Source organism: Bacillus sp. FSL K6-6038 (assembly GCF_038050455.1).
Classification (GTDB): domain Bacteria; phylum Bacillota; class Bacilli; order Bacillales; family Bacillaceae_G; genus Bacillus_A; species Bacillus_A pseudomycoides.
The window spans coordinates 430522-448344 of record NZ_JBBOUH010000001.1; the positions used below are offsets into that span (position 1 = coordinate 430522).

At 34.8% G+C, this 17823-nt stretch carries 17 protein-coding genes and 2 pseudogenes; 15 read left to right on the top strand and 4 right to left on the bottom strand.

What is annotated here, in order from left to right:
• The first annotated feature begins 14 nt into the window (after positions 1 to 14).
• From NSQ40_RS02240 to NSQ40_RS02285, 10 genes and pseudogenes are all read left to right on the top strand, one after another.
• Positions 15 to 398, top strand: coding sequence for a DUF1433 domain-containing protein (locus NSQ40_RS02240; RefSeq protein ID WP_258248410.1), 384 nt, complete (start codon positions 15 to 17; stop codon positions 396 to 398).
• Positions 399 to 477: 79 nt separating this feature from the next.
• The gene (locus NSQ40_RS02245; protein WP_098159486.1) at positions 478 to 876 is read left to right on the top strand and encodes a DUF1433 domain-containing protein; all 399 of its coding nucleotides are present in this window, start codon (positions 478 to 480) and stop codon (positions 874 to 876) included.
• A 134-nt stretch (positions 877 to 1010) separates the two neighbouring features.
• Positions 1011 to 1307 (top strand): WXG100 family type VII secretion target, encoded by a 297-nt coding sequence (locus NSQ40_RS02250; protein ID WP_003204763.1) that lies wholly within the window; start codon positions 1011 to 1013, stop codon positions 1305 to 1307.
• A 621-nt stretch (positions 1308 to 1928) separates the two neighbouring features.
• Positions 1929 to 2120: pseudogene (locus tag NSQ40_RS02255) on the top strand (ROK family protein); the annotation flags it as partial.
• A gap of 128 nt (positions 2121 to 2248) precedes the next feature.
• A complete protein-coding gene (locus tag NSQ40_RS02260; RefSeq protein ID WP_003194791.1) occupies positions 2249 to 2845 on the top strand; it encodes a TerD family protein in 597 nt (198 codons plus the stop codon).
• A gap of 23 nt (positions 2846 to 2868) precedes the next feature.
• Positions 2869 to 3453, top strand: coding sequence for a TerD family protein (locus tag NSQ40_RS02265; RefSeq protein WP_003194793.1), 585 nt, complete (start codon positions 2869 to 2871; stop codon positions 3451 to 3453).
• Between the two features lie 257 nt (positions 3454 to 3710).
• Positions 3711 to 4289 carry a TerD family protein gene (locus NSQ40_RS02270; RefSeq protein ID WP_003194796.1) on the top strand — a complete coding sequence of 193 codons (579 nt, stop codon included), beginning with the start codon at positions 3711 to 3713 and terminating at the stop codon, positions 4287 to 4289.
• A gap of 72 nt (positions 4290 to 4361) precedes the next feature.
• Positions 4362 to 5150, top strand: a complete 789-nt coding sequence (locus NSQ40_RS02275) for a TerC family protein (RefSeq protein ID WP_016112938.1) — start codon at positions 4362 to 4364, stop codon at positions 5148 to 5150.
• Between the two features lie 117 nt (positions 5151 to 5267).
• Positions 5268 to 6899 carry a YceG family protein gene (locus NSQ40_RS02280; RefSeq protein ID WP_033798027.1) on the top strand — a complete coding sequence of 544 codons (1632 nt, stop codon included), beginning with the start codon at positions 5268 to 5270 and terminating at the stop codon, positions 6897 to 6899.
• An 18-nt stretch (positions 6900 to 6917) separates the two neighbouring features.
• The gene (locus NSQ40_RS02285; protein ID WP_341286055.1) at positions 6918 to 8000 is read left to right on the top strand and encodes a toxic anion resistance protein; all 1083 of its coding nucleotides are present in this window, start codon (positions 6918 to 6920) and stop codon (positions 7998 to 8000) included.
• A gap of 35 nt (positions 8001 to 8035) precedes the next feature.
• Here NSQ40_RS02285 and NSQ40_RS02290 read toward each other — a convergent pair whose 3' ends face one another.
• Both NSQ40_RS02290 and NSQ40_RS02295 read right to left on the bottom strand, forming a co-directional pair.
• Entirely contained in the window at positions 8036 to 10702 is a 2667-nt protein-coding gene (locus NSQ40_RS02290) for a cation-translocating P-type ATPase (protein WP_003194803.1), read from the bottom strand.
• Between the two features lie 194 nt (positions 10703 to 10896).
• A complete protein-coding gene (locus NSQ40_RS02295) occupies positions 10897 to 11121 on the bottom strand; it encodes a DUF1128 domain-containing protein (RefSeq protein WP_003194805.1) in 225 nt (74 codons plus the stop codon).
• Between the two features lie 171 nt (positions 11122 to 11292).
• On the opposite strand from NSQ40_RS02295, the gene NSQ40_RS02300 reads away from it, so the two are divergent.
• From NSQ40_RS02300 to NSQ40_RS02310, 3 genes are read left to right on the top strand one after another with little or no spacing between them, the layout of a single operon-like run.
• Positions 11293 to 11757 carry a low molecular weight protein-tyrosine-phosphatase gene (locus NSQ40_RS02300; RefSeq protein ID WP_018767220.1) on the top strand — a complete coding sequence of 155 codons (465 nt, stop codon included), beginning with the start codon at positions 11293 to 11295 and terminating at the stop codon, positions 11755 to 11757.
• A gap of 53 nt (positions 11758 to 11810) precedes the next feature.
• Positions 11811 to 12311 (top strand): DUF4075 domain-containing protein, encoded by a 501-nt coding sequence (locus NSQ40_RS02305; protein ID WP_003205772.1) that lies wholly within the window; start codon positions 11811 to 11813, stop codon positions 12309 to 12311.
• A gap of 6 nt (positions 12312 to 12317) precedes the next feature.
• Positions 12318 to 13187: a YihY/virulence factor BrkB family protein gene (locus NSQ40_RS02310; RefSeq protein WP_003194809.1), complete on the top strand. Its 870-nt coding sequence runs from the start codon at positions 12318 to 12320 to the stop codon at positions 13185 to 13187.
• Between the two features lie 181 nt (positions 13188 to 13368).
• Here NSQ40_RS02310 and NSQ40_RS02315 read toward each other — a convergent pair whose 3' ends face one another.
• Entirely contained in the window at positions 13369 to 15294 is a 1926-nt protein-coding gene (locus NSQ40_RS02315) for a heavy metal translocating P-type ATPase (RefSeq protein ID WP_003194812.1), read from the bottom strand.
• Positions 15295 to 15563: 269 nt separating this feature from the next.
• On the opposite strand from NSQ40_RS02315, the gene NSQ40_RS02320 reads away from it, so the two are divergent.
• Both NSQ40_RS02320 and NSQ40_RS02325 read left to right on the top strand, forming a co-directional pair.
• Complete coding sequence (locus NSQ40_RS02320; protein WP_003194814.1) at positions 15564 to 16514, top strand: DMT family transporter; 951 nt, start codon at positions 15564 to 15566, stop codon at positions 16512 to 16514.
• 143 nt (positions 16515 to 16657) lie between these two features.
• The gene (locus tag NSQ40_RS02325) at positions 16658 to 17338 is read left to right on the top strand and encodes a lysoplasmalogenase (RefSeq protein ID WP_003194816.1); all 681 of its coding nucleotides are present in this window, start codon (positions 16658 to 16660) and stop codon (positions 17336 to 17338) included.
• A gap of 64 nt (positions 17339 to 17402) precedes the next feature.
• Here the strand turns inward: NSQ40_RS02325 and NSQ40_RS02330 are convergent.
• Positions 17403 to 17687: pseudogene (locus tag NSQ40_RS02330) on the bottom strand (hypothetical protein).
• Positions 17688 to 17823 lie beyond the last annotated feature (136 nt).

Below are 17823 nucleotides of genomic sequence, written 5' to 3' on the forward strand. Positions count from 1 at the left end.
TAAGGTGGTTTTCTATGAAGAAAATAATCATCTGGTTTGTATCTGCTGTGGTGCTCATAGCAGGAGGGTATTTCACTATGGAATACTTAAAACAAAAAGAAAAAGAAGAAAAGTTTTGGAAAGCACAAGAAACAAGGGTAGAAAAATATATTCATTACAATATTAAAGATGTGAAATCTATTACGTTTACAAAACATGAGGTGAATCCGATGGGAATCCCTACTATAAAAGGATATATAAATGGTGATCAAGAATTATGGTTTGGTGCTAGTATCAGTACAACGAAAGACTTTGAAGATGATTTTGGACGTTCTGGAGAACTAGGAAAACTAATAAAAAAACCTGAAAAATCGGTATCTGAAATTGAAAAAGAAGAGAAGGAAAAGAGAAAAGAGTAGTCTTTGCACTACTCTTGTTTTCTGTATTCCATTTTAAGAAGAATGTATTGGTAAGTGTTTTTTATAGGGGGAATTTCCAATGAGGAAAATAATCATCTGGTTTGTATCTGCTGTGGTGCTCATAGCAGGAGGATATTTTACTATGGAATACTTAAAACAAAAAGAACTAGAAAAAGAAAAAGAAGTAAATTTTTGGAAAGTGCAAGAAGCACGGGTGGAAAAGTATATTCGTTATAATATTAACGATGTCAAATCTATTAAGTTCACAGAACATAAGGTGAGTCCAATGGGAGTTCCTCATGTAAAGGGATATATAAATGCTAATAAAGAATTACGATTTGATGCTGGTATCAGTAATACGAAGGACTTTGAAAATGATTTTGGATGTTCTGGAGAATTATATGATAACTACATGAAAAAACCAGCAAAGTCTGTATCCGAAATTGAAAAAGAAGAGAAGGAAAAGAAAAAAGAGTAGTCTTTGCGATTACTCTTGTTTTTTTATTATAGAAAATAAAATATTTGAAAGTTTCTAACAATGTTTTATAATGTATTTAGTAAAATTAACCAAAATATACATTTTACTCATTATATACTAAAGGAGAGATTAAAATGGCTGGACAAATTCGTATGAGTCCTACGGAGCTAAAATCAAAAGCTAAACTATACGGACGAAGCTCTGATGAAATTAAAGATATTCTTGGAAAATTACAAGGATTACAAAATGAATTACGTGGAGAATGGGAAGGTCGTGCTTTTGATGGTTTTGATCGACAATTCAACGATCTAAGACCAAAAGTAGAAAGCTTCTCACAATTATTACATGAGATTGATGTTCAACTTACTAAAACTGCAGATGCTGTTGCTTCTCATGATGAAGAATTATCACGTAATTTCGGTTTGAAATAAGAAATGTTGTAATTTCCATAAAAACACAATTGGCCATGCAATTTATGTTGTATAACCAATTGTGTTTTTTAATAAACAGAGAGAACCTATGAAAGTAAACTAATATTCAAAAGTTTACTTTCATATTTATAATAAATAAAAAGCACTTTTTATTGTTTTAAAAATGTTTTAACTTGATGTTGATGTGACGGTACCTCAAGTATGTAGAAATTTAAAAAAGTCCCTTCATAATGCTAAAGGGACTTTGCTCACACAAATGATCTGCACATCAATTCATCTTTGATATACAGATCATTTGTATGATAATTTTTATAAATAATTGCTAAATAATGAACTTACATTACTGCTTTTAAAAGCTCTCCTACTAATGGGATGATTCCACCTAAGAATGATAAAACTGCCATTGCGATTGTCATATTATTTCCTCCTCTGTTGTTGATGCTAAGATGTGATTTATCTTTATGCTTTTATTATAGTAAGCGCTTACATTTTTATCAATACATTCTTATATGCAATATTGCATATAGGGAGGTAACGAAATATCACATTTTCGCACCTTGTCCTATTTCTTCAACTTTTGGTAAAGAATCTGCGTGTACAAATGAAGCGTTAAATGCTAAAGATCCACAAACGATTATTATTGGTGGTGGTATTACGGCAAGAGGTACTAAGTTATTAGATGAAGTGAAAGAAGAAGTACAGAAATATTTGCATCAAGAAATTTATAATACATGTGAGATTAGTTTAGCGCAAAATCGCAATCATGCGGGAATGATTGGTTCAATTTACCACTTATTACATCCCTATGAATAAATGATACAGATATTTTCATATAATTGAAAATTTATTCTTTTTTTCAATTGACAAATGATGCTACAATATAAGAGGAGAATACAATATTTTCCCATTTGGAAAATACCTTGTAGAAAGGAAGAAACTTCATGCCTATTATTTTAGAAAAAGGACAGAAGATTGATTTAACGAAGGGACAACCAGGAGTAGCAAAATTACAGGTTGGCTTAGGATGGGATCCAATTGGACAATCAGGTGGATTTCTATCTTCGTTATTTGGAAGTAAACCAAACATCGATTGTGATGCATCTGTGATTATGCTAGAAAATGATCGTTTTTTAAATAAAAATGATCTTGTTTATTTTGGAAATAAACTCTCTGCTTGTGGAAGTATTATTCATTCAGGTGATAATTTAACAGGTGAAGGTTCTGGCGATGATGAAACAATTTTCGTGGAATTACATAAAGTTCCGAGTCGTATTAATCGTTTAGTATTTGTTGTAAATATTTATGATTGCGTGAATCGTCGCCAAGATTTTGGCATGATTCAGAACGCATATATTCGTATTCAAAATCCGCAAACACGTGAAGAATTAGCGCGTTATAATTTATCGGAAAATTACGGCGGGAAAACAACGCTAGTTGCAGGTGAAATGTATCGTGATGGAAGTGAATGGAAGTTTTCTGCAGTTGGAGAAGGTACACAAGATAAGAATTTAAGTGAGATTGTATCACGTTATCAGTAATACAATTTAAGGAGGAATAATATATGGCATCGATTTCGTTAAAAAAAGGACAGAAGGTAGATTTAACAAAAACAAATCCAGGTCTTTCTAACGTTCTTGTAGGTCTTGGTTGGGATACAAATCGCTATGATGGACAAAATGATTTTGATTTAGACGTTAGTATTTTTCTAGTAGGTGCAAATGGAAAAGTATCGGGTTCAGAAGACTTTGTGTTTTATAATAATCCAAAGGGTGCAAATGGTTCGGTAGAGCATCTAGGAGATAATCGTACTGGCGAAGGCGAAGGCGATGATGAAACAATTAAAGTAGATTTAAAGAATGTTCCTGCTCATATTGAGCGTATTTGTTTTACAATTACAATTTATGATGGAGAAAGCCGTAGCCAAAACTTCGGACAAGTATCTAATTCTTTCGTACGTATTGTAGATGAAGAAAAAGGTGCAGAGCTAATTCGTTATGATCTTGGTGAGGACTTCTCTATTGAAACAGCAGTAGTAGTCGGTGAGTTATATCGTCATGCTGGGGATTGGAAGTTTAATGCAATCGGAAGTGGATTCCAGGGCGGATTAGGTGCTTTGTGTAGCAACTTTGGTTTAGATGTAGAGTAATAAGAAAAATATATAAATACAAATTGAAAAACCGGCATAAAAGCTTTCTTTTTAGGTGGGAGAGGGCATCCGGTCATGAATAGAAGCGATCAGATTCTCTTCCTGCCTCATGCCAAATGAAAAGAAAGTGCAGGTCACTTTTGTTTTTTCACAGCAGCAACTTAAATGTTGAAACATCAAAATGGATATATATGAGTGAACATGTACTTTACTCATGTATATACTTTTTAGAATCATAGTATAAGAGGTGAATATAAATGGTTATTCAATTGCAAAAAGGACAGAAGATTGATTTAGGTAAGACAAGTCCAGGTCTTACAAAAGCAGTTATCGGCCTTGGCTGGGATATTAAATCATATGATGGCGGATCTGATTATGATTTAGACGCATCAGCTTTTTTATTAGATGCGAATGGAAAATGTACGAAAGAAACAGATTTTATTTTCTATAACAACTTACAATCTCCTTGTGAATCAGTTTTACATACAGGTGACAACCGTACAGGTGAAGGCGAAGGCGATGATGAGCAACTTGTTGTGGATTTAACTAAAGTTCCAGCAGATGTTCATAAAATTGCAATTACAGTTACGATTTATGATGCAGAAGGTCGTAATCAAAACTTTGGGCAAGTTGCAAATGCATTTGTTCGTTTAGCAAATGAAGAGACAAATGAAGAAGTTCTTCGTTTTGATTTAGGAGAAGATTTCTCCATTGAAACAGCAGTTGTCTTTTGTGAATTATACCGTCATAATGGACAGTGGAAGTTTAATGCAGTAGGAAGTGGATTCCAAGGCGGATTAGGTGCGCTTGTAAGAGCGTATGGCTTGGATGCATAAGAAGGAAACGAACTTCGTTTCCTTTTTTTGACCTTTCTATAAATCTAGCAAAGAATAGGGGAAAACAGTAAGATGAGCATTTTACAAGGAATCCTTGATACGTATGCCCAATTTTTTGACTTGGACATGTGGATTAAAGTGTTACAAGATCCTGTATCTTGGGGATTAATTGGTACACTTGTTGTACTTGAAGGCTTACTATCTGCCGATAACGCCCTTGTGTTAGCGGTAATGGTAAAACATTTACCAGAAGAAAAACGCAAAAAGGCATTATTTTATGGGTTAATTGGTGCATATGCATTCCGTTTTATTGCAATTGGAATCGGTATGTTCTTAATTAAATTATGGTGGGTAAAAGTATTAGGAGCACTGTACCTTGCATGGCTTTCTATTAAATATTTCATTGATAAACGAAAAGAAAATAGTGAAGAAGAAGAACATGGCCTGAACCAAAACAGTATTCTTTTTAGAATATTTGGTGTATTCTGGGGAACAGTTGTCATGGTTGAATTAATGGATATTGCATTTTCAGTAGATAGCGTTCTTGCAGCGTTTGGTGTATCCAATGAAGTATGGATTCTGCTTCTGGGCGGAATGCTTGGTATTTTAATGATGCGTGGTATTGCAGGTGTATTCTTAAGATTACTAGAACGTATTCCAGAGCTTGAATCAACGGCGTATATTTTAATTTTAATTATTGCAGCGAAGATGTTACTATCTGTTATTCATATTGAAGTGCCACACTGGCTATTCTTTATGATTTTAGTTATCGCATTTGGTGCAACATTTATTTTGCATTATATGCGAAATTCTGGACAAGCCCGAGAAGAGATTGCAGCTACTAAGAAAGAAGATAAATAATTGAAATGGGTTTGCTCGTTATGCGAGCGCCCATTTTTTATAACTTAAAATAGTTTATAATAAAAAGATAAGATATTATTTCTTTAAAAAAGTAAATGTTTCTGGAGGTGAACTGTCGTGTTTTCGCGTTTTACACTTCATCCATATGCATTAAAAGAAGAAGCTGACTTAAAACAATTCGAAATGATTTTAGAAAAACGCCCACAATATGAATTAACAGAGAATGAGATGAAATTTAGCTATATAGCTTGTCGTATTCTTGGTGTCCCAAACGATGTAGATGAATATTTTAATGAACTATTTGATTATAGCGAAGCAAAAGGGATTACTGTACTGCACGAACAGAATTTAAATAAAGTAATCGATTCTGAGAAGCTCCGCCAAATTCAAGAAGTATTTACATTACATCAAGAAGCGCCAAACGGACTTACTGTAAACCGCCTTGTTGCACATTTATCAGGAAAGCAATTGTTACCAAAAGTGGATAATCCAGATTTACAACACTATATACATACAGCATTTATCGCTGTATTGAAATTGTATGAGAAACAGCATAATCAATCTTTAAAAACAGAAGGATTTCGCCGTTTCTTAATTGATATAATTAAATTAAGCGAAAATTACGTAGCAAAATGGTTTTCTGCAATTAATTATAAGAAACAAATGCCGCGTATCGTTTGGTACGGTGATGCGAAAGAGAGTCAGATCTATTTCTTATATTTTCTTATTATGCTCGGATGTGATGTTCTCTATTATCATCCAGAAGGAAAAGATGGTTTTGAAAGCATTGATGATGAAGCTAGGACTTTTGTCGTTTCTCATCCAGGTCGCGTTTCATTAGAGTCATTCCCTGATCGGCGTCGTGAGCGTGTTGCAACGGTAGCTTATCAAGCATCGAAAGAAATTGAACAAGTGCTTCATCATGATAATTCATTATTATACAAACCGTGGCAATTTCGTACGTACACGCCTGTAGCACGTACGCTGAAGACAACATACGATGAACTCTTTATAATTACGAAAGAAAAAGCATTTATACGCCCGACATTCTTTGTGGAAAATAAACATATTTATATTCCGTCTTTATTTGCGAAAGTGTCAGGTGTTTCAAAAAATGATAAAGAATATTTTCAGCGATTGAAAGCTGTCACATCGTTTGATAACAGCTTATTAATTAATACATTCCCATTTACAAAAGAACAAAAAGCGAATTTTCAATTTCATTATCGTGATGCGTTAGACCGTGCTGGAAATCTGCATCCCGATCAAATTATGAATAGTCATTGGTGGCCGCATAAGCGTTTACCTGAAGGGCTGCAACATGGGATTGCAGAAGCTATTATTCATACGTGTGAAAGTGAACTTTGTAAACCAGTTGGAAAAGAGACAAAACAAGAAGTAGCACTGTATGTTTTTGCACAGCTTTCCCAAATTCCACCTCATATTTTAGAGTTACTTGAGAAATTTGATTATTCGCAAGAAGTACCGAAAATTGTTATATTTAATAATGAAAAGAGTGGGGAATTAACTCGTTCTGATGCTGTCTTGTTGTTGTTTTTAAATCAAATTGGAATTGATGTACTACATTTTAATCCAAGCGGTCGAAATGATATTGAGCAGTATATTGAAGCGGGAGCGTTTGATTCGCATTGGCTCGAAGAAGTGAATTTCGATCTTGAATTTCATGGTTCATCAGCCTACAAGAACTTATCTCAAACAATTAAAGGACTATTTCGTCCATTTTTATAAGGAAAGGGAGAATCATACATGAATAATCCAGTCGTACTAGATTCAAAAACAGAATTGAATGAGCAAATTGCACAAGATGTTCGTTTACAGCTTAGACAAGATGCTGAAGTTCAACGTATTTATAATGCTGTTGATATTAAAGATCAACTGGAATTAATTGAACTTGGTAAAGAACCTTCTATGGAGATTTCACGTTTTGCAGATCAAATTTTACATACCATGTCTTTATCCAAGATAGAGGATTCCGGTGAACTTTTAAAACAGCTTGGTAAAATTATGGACAGATTTGATAGTAAAGATTTCGTGGAAGAGAAAAGTGGCTTTTTCTCTCGTATGTTTAAAAAAGCGGATAAAATGATTGAACAAATCTTTAGTAAGTATCAAACGATGGGCCGTGAAATGGACAAAGTGTACGTGGAAATTACGAAATACCAAGATGAAATGAAAAAATCAATTGGTACGTTAGATGGCTTATATGAACAAAACTTAAAATATTATTTAGACTTAGAGAAATATGTAGTAGCAGGAGAAATGTTATTAGAGCGTCTAAATACAGAACTAGTTCCAATGTATGAAGAACGCGTTCGTAACAATGATCAATTGGCAGGTATTGAATTAGAATCTTTAAGAAACTCTGTCGAAATTTTAGAGCAACGCATTGATGATTTAGAGAAGGCTCGTATGGTTGCGTTATTAACAGCACCACAAATTCGCATGATTCAGCGTGGTAATAACAAATTAATCGGTAAAATTAATACAGCGTTTATTACAACAATTCCTATTTTTAAAAATGGAATTATTCAGGCTGTGAATGCAAAACGTCAAAAGCTTGTTGCGGATTCTATGGCTGAGCTTGACCGTCGTACCAATGAACTACTTAAGAAAAATGCACAAAACATTGCAACGCAAAGTGTAGAGGTAGCAAGAATTTCTGGTTCTTCTAGTATTAAAATGGAAACACTTGAAGAAACATGGAATATTATTTCAAGAGGTATGCAAGAAACACAGCAAATTGAAGAACAAAACAAACGTGAACGTGAAGAAAGCCGCAAGCGTATGGCGGAACTTACAGAGAATATAAAAAAAGAATTACAAGGGTAATGTAAAAAGGCAATGAGGAGCTCCCTCATTGCCTTTTAATTTTTCTTAAACACTTTTATCATTTCGTTTATAACAAGTGGAATAATACTTAGTAATATAACAAATCCCCAATCTTTTAAAGTTAAAGCATGTACGCCAAATATATTAGCAATCGGTGGAATGGAGATAATGCATACTTGCATAAGTACACCAATAAGTAGGGAGAAAACTAAGTATTTATTTGTGAATACTCCGATTGAAAAGATTGATTTTGTACTTGATCGTAAATTGAATGAATGAACAAGCTGTGAAAAACTGAGTACGACAAACGCCATCGTTTGGGCATGTAATAAAGCATCATCATCAATTTGAGATGGGAAAAGAGGGAAGATATTTGTATCTCCTGTATATAATTTTGCCCCAACAATAAAGGCGATTAACGTGATGAACCCAATTATAATCCCGTTTAAAATAAGAAAAGGAACGCTACCATGAAACAAGCTTTCTTTTGCATCACGCGGCTTTTCTTTCATCACATCCGGATCTTCTGGGTCAACACCTAGTGATAGAGCTGGGAGTGTATCTGTAATTAAATTCACCCACAAAATGTGAATCGGACGAAGTGGGGTAGCCCAGCCGAGTAAAATAGCTAAGAAGAGTGCAATAATCTCTCCAAAGTTGCAAGAGAGTAAGAAAAGAATCGATTTTTTAATGTTGCGATAAATATTTCTTCCTTCCTCAACAGCTTTTACAATAGATGAGAAGTTATCATCTGTTAAAACCATGTCAGCCGCACCTTTAGCAACATCTGTTCCTGTAATCCCCATTGCGACTCCGATATCAGCTTGTTTTAAAGATGGTGCATCATTGACACCATCTCCAGTCATAGAAACAATATTTCCTTTTGCACGTAGTGCTTTCACAATTTTAACTTTATGTTCAGGAGAAACGCGTGCAAAGACGTTTAAATGATTAATTTCATTTGTTAGTTTTTCGTCTGAAATACGATCTAATTCCGTTCCAATCATGACTTCGGATTCTTTTTCAGCAATACCAAGTTCTTTTGCAATAGCAAAAGCGGTATCTTTATGATCTCCTGTAATCATAACAGTACGAATTCCCGCGTTTTTACATTCTGCAATAGATGCTTTTACTTCTGTTCGCGGTGGATCAATCATGCCGACAAGTCCGATGAATATAAGATTTTCTTCCATGTGATTGGTGTTAACGTTTTTTGTATCATACTGTTTGAAAGCAAATGATAGTACTCGTAAAGCTTTTTGAGACATCATTTGAGCAGCTTCTAATATTTGTTCTTCAATTGCTTCGGTTAAGGCCTCTGTCTTACCATTTATAAAGATATGTTTACAACGAGGTAAGAGTTTATCAATTGCTCCTTTTGTCATGCTGTAATAGTTTTCATTGTACTCATGCAATGTTGTCATCATTTTACGTTCGGAGTCAAATGGTAATTCGTTCACGCGTCTATGTTGATCTTCTAAAGTGTCTTTTTGAAGATGAAAGATGCTGCCAGCAACAAGAAGAGCAATTTCTGTTGGATCGCCAGTTTGTGATTCAGCCTTATAAGATGCATCGTTGCATAAAATCATATTTTCTAATAATAAGCGCTGAGCATCATTGTTTATATTTAAATTTTTTAGTTTATCGTATGTACGGTCACTATAGAAATGAGTAACTGTCATTTTATTTTGTGTTAATGTTCCTGTTTTATCTGAACAAATAATTGTAACAGAACCGAGTGCTTCTACGGCTGGAAGCTTGCGAATAATCACGTTTTGTTTAATCATACGTTGCACACCAATTGCAAGAACAATGGAAACAATAGCTGGTAATCCCTCTGGAATTGCTGCAACCGCTAAGCTAATGGCAGTCATAAACATTTCTAATGTGTCTCGGCCTTGGAAATATCCGATGAAGAACATGGTGATACAGATTGCAACTGCTACAAAACCTAAATATTTCCCGACTTGAGCTAAGCTTTTTTGAAGTGGTGTTGCATCATCATCCGCTTCATGCAAGAGAGTAGCGATTTTTCCAATTTGAGACTTCATTCCTGTTTCAACAGCAACACCAACACCTCGGCCGTATGTAACAAGGGTCGACATAAAGGCCATATTTTTTTGATCACCGAGTGGTATTTGTTCTTCATTTTGAAGAGAAGGATGGTAAAGTGAATCTTTATCCACAGGAACAGATTCGCCTGTTAAAGCAGATTCCTCAATTTTTAAATTGGCGGTTTCAATAAGCCGTAAGTCACACGGAATATAACGTCCAGCATCAAGCATAACGATATCTCCTGGAACAACATCTTCGGACGGAATTTCTTTTAGTTCACCATCCCGTTTTACAATTGCTTTTGGCGTTGCCATCTTTTTTAATGCTTCTAAAGCTTGTTCTGCTTTCGATTCTTGAATGACACCAATTACAGCATTTAAGACAACAACGAGAGCAATAATGCTCGCATCGGCCCACTCACCAACAAAGGCAGAAATAAGAGCGGCAATTAAAAGAACATAGACGAGAACATCATTAATTTGAGAAAAAATACGTTGCCATAAAGTCCGTTTTTGTTTTGTAGTGAGTTCGTTTCGTCCATATTTTTTTAATCGAATTTGCACCATTTCGTCTGTTAGACCATGTTGTTCATTTGTTTCAAGTGCAAGTATTGCTTGACCTTTCGTTTTACTGTACCAATTGCTCATAGATAAACACCTCCGGTAAAAGCAGTTAGCAATGGTAATAAGATAAATATTAAAAAAAGAGTTTGGTGAAAGGGAAGGTCTATGGTGAAGTTCTCCTTTTATTGTACAGTATTTGGAAAATAGATGTAGAAAAGTGGAAGGGTGTCATTAATTTGTCGGAAATAAAAAAGTCCCTTTGTATAAGGGACTTTTCATTATTTTTTAATTAGCGTACCTAATTCTTCAGTAATAGCCTGCATTTCACTAATGCTGAATGTTTCACGTTTCATTACATGGTCGTAAATATCTCGTAAATCTTCGTACATTTCTTGGTTAAAGCTTTCAGCTCTCATTGCTCCTGCGTTTACCATGCGTAACTTTTCTTTAATAGCTTCTACCATATATTCAACATTTTCTTGCGATTTTACGGATAAATCCACCGAAGTGTCCCCCTTTGAAATAACATAAAGATATCTTAACATTTTTTATCATTTTCGTTAATGAAACTTTTCAACCCTATTAAATTAGTAGGGATTTCCTTTATAATTAATAATTGGTTGTTTATACTATATGTATATATAAGAAATGCACCAAGAAGGGAAGAAACAAATATGATTCAAGTATTGTTTGTTTGTCTTGGGAACATTTGTCGTTCACCGATGGCAGAAGCGATTTTTCGTGATATTGTCGTGCAAGAAGGATTAGAAGATAAAATTCAAATTGATTCTGCTGGAACAGGCGATTGGCATATTGGTCATCCACCTCATGAAGGAACACAAAAAGTTTTAAAAGAAAATGAAGTCTCTTTTGAAGGAATTAAAGCACGTCAAGTAGAAAAAGAAGACTTAACAAAGTTTGATTATATTATTGCCATGGACAACAAGAATATAGCGGATTTAGAAAGTTTAGGTAAAGCTGGAGGCTATATTGGTAGACTGTCTGATTTTGTTCCAGACGGTGGCTGGACGGATGTTCCTGACCCTTATTTTACAGGGAACTTTCAAGAAGTATATGACCTTGTAACAGAAGGGTGTGCAAAATTGTTAGCATTCATTCGAAATGAGCAAGGAATATGAGAAAGCTTAGAAAGAAATACTTTCTAACATAAGAAATGAAAGGGTGAAGGAATATGGCAAAGAAGAATAATATAGCTCGAAACATTGCAATTGGGGTAGCAGCAGGTGTAGCTGTTTCTATGCTTAAGAAAGAAAATCGTGAAAAAGTGAAAAATACAGCAGAAAAAGCAAAATCAAAAATGATTGAAATTGGCGAGAATGCAAAGATAAAAGAAAAAGTGCAAACTGTTACAGATAAAGGACGCGAACTTGCAGATTTTAATGTAGTAAAGGCGAAGGTAGCGGAAATAAAGAAGCTAACGCCAGCTGTTGTTGGCACGTTAAAGGAAACAAAAGAAATCTTTAGTAAGAAAAAGATTGAACGAGAGGAAAAGCCAGAAACAATTGAAATTCAAGCTGTGTCTCCAAAAGTAGAAGAAGAACCGGTAGTAGCTGAAGATGGTGGAATGAAAGAAGCGCGTGAATTATTTATGAAGGACTCTAATGCAGAAGAAAAAAAAACAGAAGCATACATTGAGTTAAAGCAAGATAAAGAAGAGAAGAAAAGTGTTTAGAGAAATATGAAAAAATTTCTAGAGAAAGCAAGGGGAAATCGTGTCTATTCGTTTGGGAAAGATCTATATGACCGAACGATGCGAGATGACGTAGCGGGCCTAGCAGCACAGCTCGCTTATTTCTTCTTGCTTGCTATTTTTCCTGGACTTGTTTTTTTAATTACGCTTCTTGGATTTATTCCAATTCAAACAGAGGATGTGCTCAGTTTATTAGAGGCTTATGTGCCAGAAGATGCAATGAACTTAATTGAAGTGAACGTAGATAAAGTTGTAAATGAACAAAATGGTGGTTTATTATCGTTTGGTTTATTATCAACGTTATGGTTTGCATCAAATGGTGTAAATGCAGTTATGAATGCATTTAACCGAGCCTATGATGTAAAGGAAACGCGCTCTTTTATCGCGACGAGAGCTTTGTCTATTGTGCTTACACTAGCGATGATTTTTATGATTGTCTTCGCGTTAATTGTTCCTGTATTTGGACAAGTAATTGGTGCAGCTGTTTTTAAAGCGCTTGGTTTATCAGAAAGCTTTTCTTTCGTATGGAGTATTATACGGCTAGTAGCCAGTTTCTTAGTGTTATTTGCCTTATTTAGCTTTTTATACACATTTGCACCTGATCGAAAGTTAAAGAGAAGAGAAGTTATATCAGGGGCATTATTTGCAACGGTTGGGTGGATTGTGGTATCGTACTCATTTGCCTATTACGTGGATAAATTTGCAAATTATGCAAATACATACGGTGGTCTTGGTGGTATTATCATTTTAATGTTATGGTTCTATTTAACGGCTTGGGTCATTTTACTTGGCGGAGAAATTAATGGATTACTACATTTTTATCGAACAAGTGACAATAATTCCCGTGATGAAAAATAATTTTTTGTTCCATAATAAAGAGGAACAGGGGGGATTCAAAATGAGTAATAATAAAAAAAATCATAATAACAAAAATCAAGGTAAAAAAAATAGTAGCTCACATCCAAAACATAAAACGAGTAGCAGTGCTAATGGACATAATAGCTATCATTAAAAAAACGGGTTCCCTCTGGGGACCCGTTTAGTTATTTCCTTTTAATAAACGTAAGCCGTTTAAAATTACAAGGATTGTACTTCCTTCGTGACCAATAACGCCAAATGGAAGAGCTAAAAATTGTAGGAAATTAGAGCAAATGAGCATTGCGATTACTGCTAATGAAAAAATAACATTTTGTTTTACAATGCGGTTCATTCGTTTTGATAAACGAATGGCCTGTGCAAGGCGAGAGAGTTCATTTTTCATTAGAACGACATCTGCTGTTTCTAAGGCAACATCTGTCCCTTCGCCCATAGCAACGCCAATACTTGCTGTAGCGAGTGCAGGAGCATCGTTAATACCGTCGCCAACCATTGCCACTGTACCGTATTTTTCTTTTAGTTGCTTCACCGTTTCTACTTTTGTTTCTGGTAAGCATGATGCGTAGTATTCTTTTATGTTGCTTTCAGTCGCAATTGCTTTAGCCGTCTGTTCGTTATCACCAGTGATCATGATAGCTTCAACACCAATGCTTTGTAAATCACGAATAGCAGCAATTGTTTCCTGGCGAAGTGTATCTTTTAAAGCAATAAGCCCAAGAATTCCTTTTTCATTACTAATATAGACAACAGTTTTTCCTTCTTGTTCGAGTGTCGTAGCGATACCATTGTGAAAAGTTTTTGTTTCTTCGCCAATAAAATCGGCCTTTCCAATCTTATAAGCTGTATTTTCTAAAATTCCTTTTAAGCCAAATCCAGTGACATCTTCTACACTTTCGGGTTTCGTTAATGTAATGTCATATGCATGTTTTGCGTACTTGACGATAGCTTCTGCGAGTGGGTGTGTGGAATGACTTTCGATAGAAGCTGTAATATACAACACATCTTTTTCTGTTATTTCATCACGTACGTAAACATCTGTTACAGTCGGTTTTCCTTGAGTTAATGTTCCTGTTTTATCAAAGGCAATTGCCTTCACTGAGGCAAGGCGTTCTAAATGAATACCACCTTTAAATAAAATACCGCTTCGTGCGCCGTTAGAAATAGCAGATAATGTTGCTGGTGTAATCGATGCGACAAGCGCACATGGAGAAGCAACAACGAGTAAAATCATGGCACGATAAAATGTTTCGTTCCAGCTCCAATCTAGTAGGAAATGAGGAACAAACATCATTAGAGCAACGATGATAAGTACACCTTTTACATATGTTCCTTCAAATTTTTCGATAAAAAGTTGCGATGGTGATTTTTCACTTTGCGCGTTTTGAACGAGACGGATAATTTTTTGAAACAATGTTTGGTCGCTTCTTTTTGTAATTTTAACTTCAATAGCCCCGCGTAGGTTCACGGTTCCAGCGAATACTTCATCACCAAATTTTTTCTCATTTGGGATAGGCTCCCCAGTGATAGCCGCTTCATCGATATTTGTTTCACCGCTATGAATTGTACCATCTGCAGGTACGCGTTCACCTGGCTTAATTAAAATGATGTCATCAATTTCTAACTGAGCTACTGGAATACGTTCTTCTGTTCCATGTGAAATGAGCAAGGCTTCTTCAGGTTGTAAATCTAGCAGTGCTGAAATTTCTTTTTGGCTTTTACTTAATGTATAAGCTTCCATTGCACCGCTTAGTGCAAAGATAAATATTAAGATGGCACCTTCTGCCCAGTATCCGATAATAGCGGCACCAATGGCAGCGAAGAGCATTAACATTTCTACATTCAATTCTTTTTCTTCTATTGTATCTTCGATGCCTTCTTTCGCTTTCGCATATCCTCCAATTATATAAGCGAGGATATAAAAAACTATCCCAGCAGTTGTTGCTTCGTTTTTTGTGAATAACCAACCGGATAAAATGAAAACACCAGATAGGATTGCAAAGATAAGTTCATAATGCTTTTGGAATGATTGAATCCAGGATGGGTTAGACATATCCTTTTTTGATGGTAATACTTTTACTTCTGAGTTCATTATTACTCGCTCCTTCCAAATTCTTATTGAGAAAAAGAATCAAAATCGAAATCCCCATAAAACGACGAAAGCTGCCATCCATACGGATAGCAGCATTTCTATTGAAAAATTTTATCAGTTATTATCTTGTAATTATTCTATATTATATCATATGTTTTTACTTGAGAATATGTTTTTGTTTATATGTCAAATTGAAAAACTTGTTTTTTTGCGTTTCCTTTGGTATATATGAATACTGTTCGTAAAAAGGTCGGAAAGGAAGACGATAAGTGAAGACAGAGAAATTTTTTACCCATCCAATTGGTGTGTTTGCTGCAGCGCTAGCAGCGACATTTCTATGGGGAAGCGCATTTCCTTTTATTAAATTAAGTTATGCTGAACTCGGAATTCAGCCACATGAAGTTGGCGAGCAAATATTATTTGCTGGTTATCGCTTTTTCTTATCTGGTGTGATGCTCTTATTCTTTTTTAAAGCAATAGGAAAAGATATGCATTTCAAAAAAGAAACAGGGAAGCAATTAGTGCAAATTGGTTTATTTCAAACATTTCTACAATATGTATGCTTTTATATTGGTATGAGTTACAGTTCTGGAATTGAAGGTGCTATTATTTCTGGTACATCATCTTTTTTTCAAATTTTAATTGCGCATTTTTTGTATAAAGATGATGCATTAAATATTCGAAAAGTAATTGGCGTGTCTATCGGTTTTTGTGGTGTGATTCTTGTGAATGTTCCAAGTGATGGAAGTATGGCGTTTCATTTTGGAATTGGTGAATTATTGCTTCTTGGGGCCGCGATGATGTATTCATATGGAAATATATTGGCAAAAGAAGGAAGCAAAACATTAGATGTTGGGTACATGACAGCCTATCAGATGATTTTTGGATCTATCGGATTATTATGTATTGGTATTTTTCAAGTTGGATTTATGCCTTTTGTATTCAATATGAAAGCACTATCTATGTTACTTTATTTATCCTTCTTATCAGCGGCGGGGTTCTGTATATGGAATACAGTTATGAAGTATAACAAGGTCGGAAAAGTATCGATGTATATGTTCTTTATACCAGTATTTGGAGTCTTATTATCCAGCATGATTTTAGGGGAAGCAATTCATTCATTTGTTTTATTTGGATTAGCATGTGTAGCAGCGGGTATTATCGTAGTAAATCGGACACCAAATATGCAAAAAACGGAGCAAGAGAAACAAGCGGCATAAAAAGAGTAGGATTAATTTCTTTTAGTTTTAGAAAAAAGGATAGGAGTGTTCCTCTTTTTTTGAAATTTTATATGATAAAAACAGGAGAAGATAGGTTATATCACGAAGAAATATTAATATCCATTTATTGAGGAGAACATGTTATGAATGAAATTTATATATTATTAATTGGACAGGTCATTGTATTTGTTGTAGGTGCGGTTTATGCAATAGCACAGACAAAGCAAACGGGAGAAAATGAGCCTTTACCATTATTGATTCGTCTTATTCTTAGTTTTTCTTTAACTGGTGGTGCGATCTGGATTTGGTTACAAGATCCATCTGTAGAGTATCGTCAGTGGGCTGCAATTGGTATGACTTTATCTACGCTTGGTGATTTATTTATGGCAGGGATCATTCCATTTGGACATCGGTTAATCGGCGGTATGGTTACCTTTGCAATTGCGCATTGTTTTTATGTAACGGCATTTTTGCAAACGGGTATCTCATGGAATGGGTTCTGGATTGGAGTAGTAGCATACGGTTTATTTTTAATAATTGGTTGGTTCTTTTTTATTCGCAATCAAAAACAAGATAGGCTGTTTACAATTGGTGCGCTCGTATATGGTTTATGGGTTGGGGGAATGGCGTGTTTTGCATTTGCATTATACTATACAAACAACGGAATGTGGTGGATTCCAGCGCTTGGCGGATTGTTATTTGTGATTTCTGATTTTATTATTGGTGTAACGGATATTGGTGGTCGCAAAGTAAAGTATGATCCACTTTGGATCTGGGTAACATATGTTGCTGCACAGATGTGTATTGTATATGTTGGAATATAAAAGAGGATATCTCTAAAAGTAGCTATTGAGCTACTTTTGGGATATCCTCTTTTTTGATTATATATTATGCTACGATGTTCTTTTGCTGTAAAGCGGAAAGACTATATTCGTCAGCCGCTTTATAACCTTGAGATAATAGCTCATTAATGTATATTTTGTTATAAATAAAGCAGAAAACTAAATTAGAAAATCCGAATGTAAAAGCACTTGCAATTAAGATAATTAAAAACCATTTCCAATCCTCACGGAATATAGCAGGGAAAAATCCGAAGAAAAAGACAGTCTAGCTAAAACCTAGTTTTGCCTGTTTAATTTGTCCAGTATTTTCGTTCCTTAACATAACTTTCATAAAAAATGAGTCCTCCTTGGAGTATATGCATTAATTTATAAAAGACCAATCTAGTATATCAATTACATTTAAGAATATTATTCAGATTTATAAAATTTTATAGGTTTTATCTTATTCTTTCGGAATTTTGTGGAAA